This is a genomic window from Pseudomonas sp. SZ57 (assembly GCF_009495975.1).
Taxonomy (GTDB): Bacteria; Pseudomonadota; Gammaproteobacteria; order Pseudomonadales; family Pseudomonadaceae; genus Aquipseudomonas; species Aquipseudomonas syringae.
Window position 1 is genome coordinate 543,443 of record NZ_WIBD01000003.1, and the last position, 12,422, is coordinate 555,864.

A 12,422-nucleotide genomic window follows, 5' to 3' on the forward strand; every position below is an offset into this window, starting at 1 on the left:
TGTGTCTCGCCTGCCTTACTACGTCGGTTGTCCGTCATGGAGTGAAAACGCCTGGCGCGATTCGCTGTACCCCGAAGATGCCCGCCCCAATGATTTCCTGAATCTCTACACTCAGGTATTCAACGCTGTCGAAGGCAACACTACGTTCTATGCCCGTCCCGCCGCCACCACGGTGCAGCGCTGGGCAGAAACAATGCCCGTCGATTTTCGCTTCACCGCCAAATTCCATAAAGACATCAGCCACAACGGTGATCTTCGTGAGCAGGTGGGCGCTGCTGAGGAATTCATTCGGCTGCTTGCGCCTCTGGGCGGTCGCATCGCGCCGTTCTGGCTGCAGTTGCCCGCCAGCTTCACACCGCAGCGTCTGGCCGAACTGGCCGGTTTTCTCGACGAGCTCAACGTGCCGCTGGCCGTGGAAGTGCGCAATATGGCGTTTTTCATGAAGGGTGACGAAGAGCGCATACTCAATCGCCTGTTGCTGGACCGAGGCGTCGAGCGCATCTGCCTCGATTCCCGGGCATTGTTCAGCTGTGTATCGACTGATCCTGCAGTCCTGCACGCTCAATCGAAAAAGCCCAAGGTGCCGCCTCGTCCGGCTGCGCTGACCCTGTTTCCCCAAGTGCGCTTCATCGGCGGTCCGGACCTGGAGGCCAACGATCAGTTTCTGCTGCAGTGGGTTGAGAAGGTTGCCGTGTGGATCGAAGAGGGGCGCACGCCGTATGTGTTCCTGCACACCCCGGACAACATCAGGGCTGCCGAGCAGGCCTTGCGTTTTCATCAGCAACTGATGGCGCGATTGCCTGGCTTGCCGGCATTGTTCGAGCTGGATCGCGGGCCTCAGGTGGAACAGTTGGGCTTACTCTGAGGTCTTCCAGGTGTGGGCTGATGAAGTCCGACCTTGTGGAGAGCCCGCTTATGGATTCGCAACTGCGCTGTTTTGCCCCTGTTTGTAAACGCGTCATCCGATTCGCACCTGTTGCCCGGTCCAAGGGTTGAGCATGCGCGTGCTGCTGGTATTCCTGCTGCTCTGTGCAATGGCTGCGTTCGCGGTCTGGCGTGGCTGGGTCGATGTACCCGAGCGCTGGAACCCATGGGCGCCACTGGATGTGCGGGCCGAGCCCAACTTTCTGACGGCTTACAAGCTGTCGCGATTGCAGAATGATCCCGCACTGTGCGATCAGGTGCTGGGTTCGTCTGGGTTGCGTTTCAGTCGCCAGGCCGACAGTGATCCTTCTGCTCGTTGTCCTCTGGAAAATACCCTGCGTATTCAGGGGGGAGACGTGGCGCTGAGCAGCAGCTTTCTGGCCAGTTGCCCGTTGGCGGTCGCCTATGCGCTGTTTGATATCCATACATTGCAACCTGCCGCTCAGGCCGTTTTCGGCCAGCGCGTAGCGCGGATCGATCACTTGGGCAGCTTTGCCTGCCGCAACATCTACAACCGCGCCAACGCTCGGCTCAGCCAGCACGCCACAGCCAATGCGCTGGACATGGCAGGTTTTCGCCTGGCAGACGGTCAGCGCATCGGTGTGCTCAAGGATTGGGGCGACGAAGGGGACAAGGGGCGTTTTCTGAGGCTGTTACGTGACGGTGCCTGCAAAAACTTCAGCACGGTGCTCGGGCCGGAGTACAACGCGGCACATCGCGATCATTTTCACGTCGACATGGGGCGCTGGTCGGTGTGCAGGTAAGCGTTCGGGGCTTATGCCGCCATCCGCAGGTTTTGCAGGATCAGTGGGCGTGCCCAGCCGTTCTCATAGTCGAACTGGCGCTGTTGGGCGGCAATGGTCTGCTCATCCAGCGGCTGGGCAGGCTTGTCGGCCAGTTCCCATTCGAATTCGGCAATCGGCAGATGCAGCGGGCGTGGCTGCGGGCCAGGGCCTGGGTTGACGCTATCGTCATAAGGGTTCAGAACGGTAGGGCGTACCCAGTGACTCTCGAATTCCAGATGGCGTTGCTGTTCGATCATTTCAGCCATGCTGAACGGCTCGGCAGGCGGAGGCAGCAGATCAAGGTCGAACTCGGCAATCGGAAGGAACAGCGGCTCTGGAGGCTTGACCTCGGTGTCGGTGACCGGGCAGGTACGTTGTTCGACGATCTTGCTCAGGGTTTTTGCGCCAGCGACCGGTTCGCCTGTTTCTACATCCACCTCGACAGCCGTCGGGTGCACGGGTACTGAAGCGCTTTCACTGACCTGATCCGCCATCGCCCGGGCAAATGCATCCGACCACAGCTGCGTCACACCACCCAGTGTGCGGCTGTTGCGTACGCTAAAGTCGCCTGAGTGCGACAAATAGCCGATGGATGATTGAACAATCTCTGACATAGCGATCAGTACTGGCCTTGGGTCTGGCAAAATGCCGGATACTTGGTTATCGGCAGAGTTTGCCGATCATTAACAATTTTTGAGTGTGTAAGCGCAATGATTGAGCAGCAAGCAGGCAGTCGTATCCGGGTCGAAGCCCTGGCCGTTGGCGAACAGGAGCAGGCGGCGCAGTGGGCGCAGCGCCTGGGCCTGCCGTTGAGCGATGCGCACGCTGATTTTGCACTGCAACTGACCGACGGCGGGCTGCAATTGCAGCAGTTGGGCGATGATGCTCCGGGCGCCGTACGGGTCGATTTTGTCGAGGGCGCGGTGGCTCATCGGCGGTTGTTCGGCGGCGGGACCGGGCAGATGATTGCCAAGGCGGTCGGTATTCAGCCAGGCGTTCGCCCCAGCGTGCTGGACGCAACGGCAGGTCTAGGCAAGGATGCGTTCGTGCTGGCAAGTCTGGGCTGCGACATGAGCCTGATCGAGCGTCAGCCGATTATCGCTGCATTGCTGGAGGACGGTCTGGCCCGTGGGCGCGGTGATCGTGACGTCGGCTCCATCATTGCCCGGATGCGCCTGTTGACCGGCAACTCGATCGACATCATCCGCGCCTGGACAGGGGAGCCGCCCCAGGTGATTTACCTGGACCCGATGTTCCCGCACCGGGAAAAGACCGCGCTGGTGAAAAAGGAAATGCGTCTGTTCCGGCCGCTGGTCGGTGATGACATGGACGCGCCAGCGTTGCTGGAAGCCGCACTGGCGCTTGCCACCCACCGCGTGGTGGTCAAACGCCCGCGCAAGGCCCCCTGTATCGACGGCCTCAAGCCGGGTTATGCGCTGGACGGCAAATCCAGCCGCTACGACATCTACCCGAAGAAGGCCTTGAAGCCCAAGGCAGCCACAGACGAGAGCGGTGCATAGCGCCTATCGTCGATGGCCCGAGCCCGAATCAAACGCGGATGCGCTTGTGAATACAGGCGCAAACCCCTCACTCAAAGCGCGCCAAAGACCTTCTTCGCCAGACCTGTAGCGGCAGCAGCAGGGTTGGCGCGAATGCTTTCTTCCTGTTTGGCGATCATTTCGAACAGCCCGTTCAGCGCTTGTTCGGTCACGTAGCCTTCAAGGTTGGCACTTTTGCTGTCAAGCGCGCCAAGCGCCGCCGCTTTGCCGGCAAAGGCGTTGTACTTCTGCGCCAGACCGACCTGATCGGTGGACTTCTTGACGATAGGCAGGAACTTGGCGCGGATCTGCTCGCGGCTGGTGCTGCTCAGGTACTGGGTGGCCGAGTCCTTGCCGCCGCTGAGGATGGCCTTGGCGTCGGTTACGCTCATCTTCTTCACTGCATCTACAAGCAGCGCCTGAGCTTGAGGCACGGCGGCTTCGGCAGCCTGGTTCATGCTGGTTTCCAGCTGATCGACTTGAGCGCCCATGCCGAGCATTTTCATCTTTTTCGCGATCTGACCGAGTTTGCCCGGCAGCTCGATGCGCACCTCTTCATTCTTGCTGAAACCGCCGGGAACGCCGAGCTGTTTGACAGCAACTTGTGCGCCCTGAGTCAGGGCATCCTTGAGCCCACCGGTTGCGTCCGATTGCGAGAGATCGCTCAGCGACAGGGCGAAGACGTTGGCCGACAGCAGAAGGCCAGCGCACAGGCCGGCCAGGGAGAACGAAAAACGAGGCATGAGAGCGTCCTTGTTGAAGTGGGTTCTGACCTGAACCCGGATCGATAGTGGTGCGGTGCGTGATCAAGCGTATCAGGAAGTCGCGACAGGCACTCGCACCCGTGAGCGATGGACGTCAACTGATGTCGAGGAGGATGAAGCCTTGTGACACGACAACGGCGCGTTGAGGCGCGCCGTTGAAGGGAGCAATCAGTGTTGAACGGATTAGCCGGCTGCCTGAATGACCTTGATCAGCAGGCCTTTCTGGTCTTCTTTGGTCAGCTCGACCGAATGAACGGTGTCGTTGATCCATACCAGCGTGCCGTTGTGTTCGATTCGTGCCGACAGGGCATAGCTGTGGCCCTGCACGGGATAGCGGTCGGCGGCGTAGTTCAGTTCAAACGGCAGCGGCACCTGGTGAGTAGTCTCTGTTTCGCTGACATCGATGACATGGGCCGGTGCGTCAGCAAGGCTGATGTCACTCAGGGCGACAATCAGCTTGCAGCCCGTTGGCAACGCAATACGCGGCAGGTAATAAACTTCACCCTGAAGGCTTACTAGGGGTTCGCTGGACATTTCAATTTCCTTATTTGATTAAGTACCAGTCATTGGTACCCACCAAACCCTAGCAGGGGCCAGAGAGCAGAAAACCGCTGTCTAAAAATCCCTGCCAGGTTAAGGAAAAGCCCTACGTTTTCTCTTGATCGCTTCCCACGTCCTGCTCCTCTTCATTGCTGTGCAAGGCCACTTGCCGTATCGAAAGACGGATTTCGGCAGGCAATACCCGCTTGGCCGCCCCTTCCGCCAGTTCGCCCAACATCGGGTGATAGCTCAGCTTGCCGGCACTGTCCTTGCGCAGTACGCCCAGGTCCAGCAGGGTCTGGATGAAGTGCCGGAACAGGCTCTTGTCGAAGAACTCCGGCGCATTGAGGCCGTGCAGAATCGACAGGCGCTGGGCCATGACCGTGCACAGGTCTTCGAGCTGCTCGGGGCTCAGCGTGTTCTGCCCGCTGTTGAGCAACAAGGCAATCGCCATGTAGAAGCGCTGCAGCGTCTGGGCGATGGCGCGCGACAACAGCGTCAGCAAGACGAACTCGCGCGAGCTGGGCTCCGGGCGCACGTAGGCGTCCTTTTTGAAGCGCAACAGACCTTGCTCCACGAACGCAGCCAGCCATTGATCGACCACCTCATCCAGCTCGTTCAGCGGCCAGCGAATGAACAGTTCCGATTGCAGGAACGGGTACAGTGCACGTGTGTAGCGCAGAATCTGTTCGCGGGTCATGCGCGACGAGCTCTGGAAAAAGCTTGCCAGCAGCGAGGGCAGGGCAAAGATGTGCAGGACGTTGTTGCGGTAGTACGTCATCAACACCGCATTCTGTTCGTTCAGGTACAGAATTTTGCCCAGCGCGTCTTTTTGCTCGGCGAGCAGGTCCATGCCTTTGACATGCTCGATCAGCGAGCGGCCATCACCTTCCGGCAGTGTCGTGTGCGGGGAGTACGGAACGGCGCGTAGCAGGGTCAGGTACAGGTCGAGAACCCGCTCCATGGCCTGATCGTCCAGCGCCAGTCTTTGCGTCGACAGTAACGCCACGGCAACCAGGTTCATCGGGTTGACGGCTGCGGCTTCGTTCAGGTGCTGGGCCACACGCTCACCCAGACGGTGCGTGGTCTCGCTCAGCCATTCGGGGCGAAATTGCGGGTCCAGTTGCTGTTCGCGCCAGTCCGGTTGTTCGCCATCGAGAAACTCGGCCAGTTTGATCGGCGCACCGAAGTTCACCGAGACCTGGCCGAAGCGCTGCTTCAGCGCGCCGATGACTTTGAAGATATCGAAGATCGACTCTTTCTTCTTGGTTGCCCCGCGCAGTTCGCCCAGGTAAGTACGGCCTTCCAGCACACGCTCGTAGCCGATGTACACCGGGATGAAGACGATGGGCATCCGCGAGTTGCGCAGGAAGCTGCGCAGGGTGATGGCGAGCATGCCGGTTTTCGGTTGCAGCATGCGCCCGGTGCGTGAACGGCCGCCTTCGACAAAGTATTCGACCGGAAAGCCCTTGATGAACAGCGTGTGCAGGTACTCGGTGAACACCGCCGTGTACAGCGGGTTACCCTTGAACGTGCGGCGCATGAAAAATGCCCCGCCACGTCGCAGCAGGCCGCCGACCACAGGCATATTAAGGTTGATGCCGGCGGCGATGTGCGGCGGCGTGAGGCCGTTGCGAAACAGCAGATAGGACAGCAGCAGATAATCGATATGGCTGCGGTGGCAAGGCACATAAATGACCTCATGTCCCGGCGCAACTTCCTGAACGCCTTCGATGTGGCTGACCTTGATGCCGTCGTAGATCTTGTTCCAGAACCAGCTGAGCACCACTTCCATGAAGCGGATCACCGAATAGGTGTAGTCCGAGGCGATCTCGTTGCCGTAGCTCAGCGCCCGTTCCCGGGCCTTTTCCTGGGTGATATGTTCACGCTCGGCTTCTTCGATGATCGCCTGCTTGACCAGCGGCTCGTCCAGCAGACCTTTGACCACCGTGCGCCGGTGTGAAACGTCCGGGCCGATCACGGCGCTTTTCAGGTTGCGAAAGTGCACGCGCAGCAGACGTTGGGTCATGCGCAGCGTCAGCTCGTAACCTTTGTTTTCACCCACCAGTTCGCGCATGTGAATTGGCGCGGAAAACTGCACGCGGGTCTTGCGGCCCAGAATCAGAATGCTGACCAGACGGCGCAAACGGCCGGTCACCGCCCAGCTGTCGGCAAACAGCAGCTTCCAGGCACTGGATTCGCGGTCAGGTGACTGGCCCCAGAACACGCTGACCGGGATGATCTGCGCGTCTTCGCCGGGGTTCTGGCTGACGGCTGCGACCACACGCTCCAGCGTCGGAGGCGCACCACGCTTGTCCTGGCGACCGAGCCAGTCAGGGGAGGGGGTCAGGTAAAAGAATGCGGCGGGCTCGATCAGGTTACCGACCGCCACCGATAGCACCGGACGAGGCAGACCGGCTTTGCGGCATTCTGTATCGATCACTGCCAGATCGCTGATTGACGGCGATTGCAGTGCATAGAACACCGGGCGACTGCGGTCCAGATTCAGCGTGAAAGACGATTGATTGATGGTCTCCGAGCGAACCCAGAGATACAACAACCGGCGCAGGGTGCCGAACACAAGACGACGGAATGGAGAGCGGGTCATACGGCTTCTGCTGAGTGAGGGGCGGGCGGCTGCCCTGGATGGGCGCCAGTGTGACGTATCCCGAAGCGATCGGCAAAAGCGCCGGTGCGCCCGCTGAAAGGGTCATGTCTGAATGACCGTTTGCCGAGCCGGGTTTACCTCGCGACGTCACGCATCCGGAACGTCGCGGCGAATAGTCCTACGAGGTTCGCCAGGTAATCTCTTCCTCGCCGTCGGCACTGACGCGTATCCAGCGGTCGGCCGTCTCGTCGCTTTCTTCTTCAACCCAGGTGCCCGGGGCGCAACGTACTTCGACGTTCAAGGCCTTGAATGCGGCGCGGGCGCAGGCGATGTCGTCTTCCCAAGGGGTCTGATCGCTGTCCAAGTGCAGACTGTTCCATTTGCCGACCGCTCTGGGCAGCCAGGTCACGGCGACAGTGCCCGCTGTGCATTTCCAGGTCTGGCCTTTCTGCTTCCATTCGCTGCAGGAGCCCAGCGCGTCGCCGAGCCACTGGGCGATTGCCTTGTGATCGACGTCTTCGTCTTTCAGGTAAATCTCGATATCGGGTTGGCGCATGGGGGCCTCTGTTGAATGCTTATTGCAGCACGAAATAATCGTAGCGCATGGAAACGGTGACCTTGAAAGGTCCTGGTTGCTCGATGACCGCTGCGCGACGTTCAGCGCTGGCGCGCCAGCCGTGCGGTGTCATGGCCAGCAGATCGGCGCGGGACTGGCCGTCGATCAGCTTCAGCGTATAGCGCAGGGTTTCGCTGTGTTGCAACTGCATACCTTGCGGCACCAGCGACAGGTGCTTGTCGTCGGCGTAATCGCGCACTTCATCATAGAGCCGCTGACGCAGCTCCATCAGATGCTCATTGGTCGGGCCGACCCGCATCAGTCCGCCGCCTGGGGTCAGCAGGCGCTTGGCTTCCTGCCAGTCCAGCGGGCTGAACACGCTGGCCAGAAACTGGCAACTGGCATCCGGAAGTGGCACACGGGCCATGCTGGCGACCATCCAGGTCAGCGTCGGGTCACGACGGCAGGCACGCTTGACCGCTTCGCGGGAGATGTCCAGCGCATAGCCATCGGCATGGGGCAAGGCTTCGGCAATCTGCGCGGTGTAATAGCCTTCGCCACAGCCGATGTCCAGCCAGTGCGCGGGGGATCGCTCGGCGGCCAGTTCAGCCAGACGCCGGGCTACCGGAGCGTAGTGCCCGGCATTGAGAAAGTCGCGTCGCGCCTCGACCATGGCCTGATTGTCGCCAGGGTCGCGGCTGTTCTTGTGCTGCACCGGCAACAGGTTCAGATAGCCCTGACGGGCTCGGTCGAAGCGATGATTGGCCGGGCACACCACGCCGTTGTCGGCAGTGCTGAGCGGCGCTGAGCAGATCGGGCAGGTCAGCATCAGGCGAGCAACTTGACCAGAGTCTGGTAGTAGATCTCGGTCAGCACATCGAGGTCGCTGGCCAGAATACGTTCGTTGACCTGATGGATCGTTGCGTTGACCGGCCCCAGCTCGACCACTTGCGTGCCGAGGGTGGCGATGAAGCGACCGTCGGAGGTTCCGCCGCTGGTTGAGGCTTTAGTCTCACGGCCGGTGACGCTTTTGATGCTGGAAGACACGGCGTCCAGCAACGCGCCCGGCTCGGTGAGGAACGGCAGGCCGGACAACGCCCAGTCCACGTGCCAGTCCAGTTCATGCCTGTCGAGGATATCGGCAACGCGCTGCTGCAGGCCTTCGACGGTCGACTCGGTGGAAAAACGGAAATTGAAGACCGCCACCAGATCGCCGGGGATGACGTTGGTGGCGCCGGTGCCGGCGTTCAGGTTGGAGATCTGGAAGCTGGTCGGCGGGAAGAAGTCGTTGCCGTGGTCCCAATGCTCGGCGGCCAGTTCGGCCAGGGCCGGCGCGGCCAGGTGAATCGGGTTCTTGGCCAGATGCGGGTAAGCCACATGGCCCTGTTTGCCGCGCACCGTCAGCGTAGCCCCCAGCGAACCGCGTCGACCGTTCTTGACCACATCGCCGACCAGCGTGGTGCTCGACGGCTCGCCGACGATGCACCAGTCCAGACGCTCATTACGCGCTGCGAGGCGTTCGACCACGGCTTTGGTGCCGTGATGCGCCGGGCCTTCTTCGTCGCTGGTGATCAGGAACGCCACCGAGCCCTTGTGATCAGGGTGATCGGCGACAAAGCGCTCGGCCGCCACCAGCATCGCCGCCAGACTGCCTTTCATGTCTGCCGCGCCACGTCCGCAAAGCATGCCGTGCTCGTCGATCAACGCATCGAACGGATCGTTCTGCCAGTTCTGCAGCGGACCGGTCGGAACCACGTCGGTATGACCGGCGAAACACAGTACCGGGCCGTCGGTGGTGCCGTGGGTGGCCCAGAAGTTGTCGACGTCTTCGATACGCATCGGCTCCAGCTTGAAGCCGGCATCGCCCAGGCGCTGCATCATCACGGTCTGGCAATCGGCATCGACCGGCGTCACTGACGGACGGCGGATCAGATCGCAGGCGAGTTGGAGGGTGGGCGAGAGGTCGGCTGGGGCCGTCATGTACAGAACTCCGGTAGCAAGACTTTGGGCGCGAAAAGGCGGATATCTTAAAGCAAAACGACGACCTGAGGCCGTCGTTTATCGTGCCCGCTGGATATGTCAGGCAGTGGATGGGGCGGGGCGGGTTGCGCGAGCGGACAGGATTGTCATGGTAATGGCTGCCAGATAAGGGACTGATTGTGCGAAAAGCATGGCTATCCAGAAACCGGAATTCGTATCGATGGATGCCCTGCCTGTGAGCAAAAGCACAATCGCGATCCAGGAGATCGCCAAGGTAGACAGTTCTTCCCTTACATCGAGCAGGTTTTGTCCGATCCGGTTTGCAGAGGTATGTTTGGGCGTTCTGTAGAAAGGCATTGCCGAGGTGAAAAGCCCCGCCAGCACTGCCTTGCCCAAGGTCGGATAAAGCGCCATGCCGGCCAGTATCGCCGCCAGTGCCTCTTTGGTGTGTGTGCTGACCAACTGCCGGTAGAGCACAATCATCTTTAACGAGCGCAGGGCAAACATCAGTATCAACGACGTGGAAAATATCCATGGCAGCGGCCCGAAAGTCTCGGGCTTAAGGATCATTGCCATCGACCAGGCCAACGCAGCCAGCGTTAACAGATAATTCATTCCTTCTGCCACCCACGGCATCCACCCCGCGATGAAATGGTAGCGTTGCATCGCGCTCAGGGACGCGCAGTTTCCTGCAATCAGGCTTCCGGCGTGCCGCTTGACGATCTGCATAGCTCCATATGCCCAGCGATATCGTTGTTTCTTGAAGTCCATGAACGTATCGGGAGTCAGCCCTTTGCCATAGCTGATAGCGGTGTAACCAGTGGAGAAACCACTTTCCAGCATACGCAGGCCAAGTTCGGCGTCTTCGCATATGCACCATTCCGCCCAGCCCAGTCGGTCCAGTGCTGATCGGCGGATCAGTGTCATGGTGCCGTGCTGGATAATTGCATCGTGATCGTTACGGATCACCATGCCGATGTTAAAAAAACCTTGGTACTCGGCCTGACAGCAACACTTGAACAGGCTTTCGTGACCGTCGCGATAATCCTGCGGCGATTGAATGACTGCAACCTTCGGGTCCGTGAAGTGGGGCACCATATGTTTGAGCCACTGTCGATGGACGCAGTAATCAGCGTCGATGACTGCCACTACTTCTGCGTCTTCAGCGGTATGTCTCAGGAGATAGTTGAGTGCACCCGCTTTGAATCCGGGAAGTGGACTGACATGAAAAAACCGGAACCGAGGGCCGAGCTGCTGACAGTATCGCTCGATAGGCTTCCAGATGGCCGGGTCCTGAGTATTGTTGTCGATGACCAGCACCTCGAAGTCCGGGTAGTCCAGCTTTTGCAACGAGTCGAGAGTCCGTTTCACCATATCCGGAGGTTCGTTGCAGCACGGAACATGCAGGGAAACTTTCGGGGCGGGACCAACAGGACGATGGACGGGGCGGAAAGACCGTGGGGTGTCCGGTCCCCAGCAGGCTTCGAGGAATTCGTGCGTTTCGATACCCATGTAAGTCAGCACGCTGGCAGCCCAGATAAAGGCGACAGGCAGCGCGAGCCAGGCGGGCAGTGGCTGTGAGTAGTGCATGCCGAACCCTGACAATACGCAATAAGCCAGCACGATTATCAAGGCGCCTGTAGGCCACGACTCCGGTTTAAGGCGGGTGATAAGCCTGAGTATTTCCGAGAGCATGTTGACCGGCATTTTTACCGGGCCGTTGATGTGCAGTTTTAATCTGCGCTTTGCATCGAACAAACCCCAATTAGGCCCGGGCAGACCTTCTTCAGTCTTCCAGTGCTGATCGAAGGCTTCTATAACGAAATAGTCATGGCCGTGCTGATCCAGTAATGGAATCTGGTTGCGCAGGTATATCGAGTGCTCTGCGTCAGAGGTCGTCATCCGCCTCTTGGCGATGGCCTTGCTCGGCCAGCCAATCTCGGAAAGTATGAGGGGAGTGTCGGGGAATCTCGTTCTCAGTTCGTTCGCGTGTGCCAGAGTGATCGCGGTCGCGTCCAGCGCTGAAACGCCTTCCCAGAAAGGCAAAATATGGGCGGCAATGAAGTCGACATGCCTGACGAGTTCCGGTGTCTCGTACCATTGTGTCCATATCTCGGAGGTCGAAACAGGCACATTGACGGCGCGTCGTGCGGTCTGCAGATAGAGAATAAGCAGATCGGTGGGAACATCATCACGAAACAGGACTTCATTTCCCAAGACCAGGCGTTGCACGCTGGAGTAACGGTTGGCGAGTTCGATCCCTGCATTTATTTCCTCGATATTGTGCGTTTCATCCTCTGTTATCCACACGCCAAGCGTGACATTCATGCCCAGTGCTTCGGCGAGTTCGGAGATATGCATCAATGTCCCTTCCACAGAGTAAGTTCTTATATTCCGTGTCATGCTTCGAAGTAGCAGCAGGTCTTCTCTTATCTGATCACGCGTCGGAAAAATCTGTTTGTAGGGGCTTTGGCCCGGTCGAAAAGGGGCGTAGGCCACGCCAGAGATCATTGCAGGCCAGTTGGGCGGATAGTTGAGTCTGGTTTTAAAAAGGTTTGTCGGCCAGTTGCCTGTATTGTTTGAATTTTCATCCATGTTTGAAATGTGCTCCATGCGGTGTATCGATATCGCGACTTCCTGTCGCGTCTATTAGCCCTGGTGGCGGCTTTGAGGTGCCAGGCTTTTTAGAGCAAAACGACGACCTGAGGCCGTCGTTTATTGTGCGCT

Annotated in this window: 11 protein-coding genes; 3 read left to right on the forward strand and 8 right to left on the reverse strand. The window is 59.4% G+C overall.

Annotated elements, in window-relative coordinates; all coding sequences use genetic code 11:
• The first annotated feature begins 1 nt into the window (after position 1).
• Both GE543_RS06135 and GE543_RS06140 read left to right on the forward strand, forming a co-directional pair.
• Positions 2–865 carry a DUF72 domain-containing protein gene (locus GE543_RS06135; RefSeq protein WP_046236771.1) on the forward strand — a complete coding sequence of 288 codons (864 nt, stop codon included), beginning with the start codon at positions 2–4 and terminating at the stop codon, positions 863–865.
• Positions 866–998: 133 nt separating this feature from the next.
• Complete coding sequence (locus GE543_RS06140) at positions 999–1,688, forward strand: extensin family protein (RefSeq protein ID WP_003409278.1); 690 nt, start codon at positions 999–1,001, stop codon at positions 1,686–1,688.
• 11 nt (positions 1,689–1,699) lie between these two features.
• Here GE543_RS06140 and GE543_RS06145 read toward each other — a convergent pair whose 3' ends face one another.
• Positions 1,700–2,323, reverse strand: a complete 624-nt coding sequence (locus GE543_RS06145) for a hypothetical protein (protein ID WP_003415508.1) — start codon at positions 2,321–2,323, stop codon at positions 1,700–1,702.
• A gap of 96 nt (positions 2,324–2,419) precedes the next feature.
• Here GE543_RS06145 and GE543_RS06150 point away from each other — a divergent pair, with 96 nt between their 5' ends.
• Positions 2,420–3,229: a class I SAM-dependent methyltransferase gene (locus GE543_RS06150; protein WP_003415509.1), complete on the forward strand. Its 810-nt coding sequence runs from the start codon at positions 2,420–2,422 to the stop codon at positions 3,227–3,229.
• A gap of 71 nt (positions 3,230–3,300) precedes the next feature.
• On the opposite strand, the gene GE543_RS06155 is transcribed toward GE543_RS06150, so the two are convergent.
• The 7 genes from GE543_RS06155 to GE543_RS06185 form a co-directional block, all read right to left on the reverse strand.
• Positions 3,301–3,990, reverse strand: a complete 690-nt coding sequence (locus GE543_RS06155) for a DUF4197 domain-containing protein (RefSeq protein WP_003415511.1) — start codon at positions 3,988–3,990, stop codon at positions 3,301–3,303.
• 204 nt (positions 3,991–4,194) lie between these two features.
• A complete protein-coding gene (locus tag GE543_RS06160; RefSeq protein WP_153221010.1) occupies positions 4,195–4,545 on the reverse strand; it encodes a YbaY family lipoprotein in 351 nt (116 codons plus the stop codon).
• Between the two features lie 112 nt (positions 4,546–4,657).
• Positions 4,658–7,159 carry a glycerol-3-phosphate 1-O-acyltransferase PlsB gene (gene plsB, locus GE543_RS06165; protein WP_003391119.1) on the reverse strand — a complete coding sequence of 834 codons (2,502 nt, stop codon included), beginning with the start codon at positions 7,157–7,159 and terminating at the stop codon, positions 4,658–4,660.
• Positions 7,160–7,337: 178 nt separating this feature from the next.
• Positions 7,338–7,715 (reverse strand): hypothetical protein, encoded by a 378-nt coding sequence (locus GE543_RS06170; protein ID WP_003415513.1) that lies wholly within the window; start codon positions 7,713–7,715, stop codon positions 7,338–7,340.
• A gap of 19 nt (positions 7,716–7,734) precedes the next feature.
• Positions 7,735–8,544: a putative RNA methyltransferase gene (locus tag GE543_RS06175; RefSeq protein ID WP_003433405.1), complete on the reverse strand. Its 810-nt coding sequence runs from the start codon at positions 8,542–8,544 to the stop codon at positions 7,735–7,737.
• Positions 8,544–9,695 carry a succinyl-diaminopimelate desuccinylase gene (gene dapE, locus GE543_RS06180; protein ID WP_003409292.1) on the reverse strand — a complete coding sequence of 384 codons (1,152 nt, stop codon included), beginning with the start codon at positions 9,693–9,695 and terminating at the stop codon, positions 8,544–8,546. The genes GE543_RS06175 and dapE overlap by 1 nt, the downstream gene beginning before the upstream one ends.
• A gap of 99 nt (positions 9,696–9,794) precedes the next feature.
• Positions 9,795–12,308, reverse strand: coding sequence for a glycosyltransferase family 2 protein (locus GE543_RS06185; RefSeq protein WP_371927101.1), 2,514 nt, complete (start codon positions 12,306–12,308; stop codon positions 9,795–9,797).
• Between the last annotated feature and the right edge of the window lie 114 nt (positions 12,309–12,422).

What these genes read in the sequence shown, in the direction of transcription:
- GE543_RS06140 (WP_003409278.1), top strand. Translation starts at nt 999, where the DNA reads ATGCGCGTGCTGCTGGTATTCCTGCTGCTCTGTGCAATGGCTGCGTTC.
- GE543_RS06145 (WP_003415508.1), bottom strand. Translation starts at nt 2,323, where the DNA reads ATGTCAGAGATTGTTCAATCATCCATCGGCTATTTGTCGCACTCAGGC.
- GE543_RS06150 (WP_003415509.1), top strand. Translation starts at nt 2,420, where the DNA reads ATGATTGAGCAGCAAGCAGGCAGTCGTATCCGGGTCGAAGCCCTGGCC.
- GE543_RS06155 (WP_003415511.1), bottom strand. Translation starts at nt 3,990, where the DNA reads ATGCCTCGTTTTTCGTTCTCCCTGGCCGGCCTGTGCGCTGGCCTTCTG.
- GE543_RS06160 (WP_153221010.1), bottom strand. Translation starts at nt 4,545, where the DNA reads ATGTCCAGCGAACCCCTAGTAAGCCTTCAGGGTGAAGTTTATTACCTG.
- plsB (WP_003391119.1), bottom strand. Translation starts at nt 7,159, where the DNA reads ATGACCCGCTCTCCATTCCGTCGTCTTGTGTTCGGCACCCTGCGCCGG.
- GE543_RS06170 (WP_003415513.1), bottom strand. Translation starts at nt 7,715, where the DNA reads ATGCGCCAACCCGATATCGAGATTTACCTGAAAGACGAAGACGTCGAT.
- GE543_RS06175 (WP_003433405.1), bottom strand. Translation starts at nt 8,544, where the DNA reads ATGCTGACCTGCCCGATCTGCTCAGCGCCGCTCAGCACTGCCGACAAC.
- dapE (WP_003409292.1), bottom strand. Translation starts at nt 9,695, where the DNA reads ATGACGGCCCCAGCCGACCTCTCGCCCACCCTCCAACTCGCCTGCGAT.
- GE543_RS06185 (WP_371927101.1), bottom strand. Translation starts at nt 12,308, where the DNA reads ATGGAGCACATTTCAAACATGGATGAAAATTCAAACAATACAGGCAAC.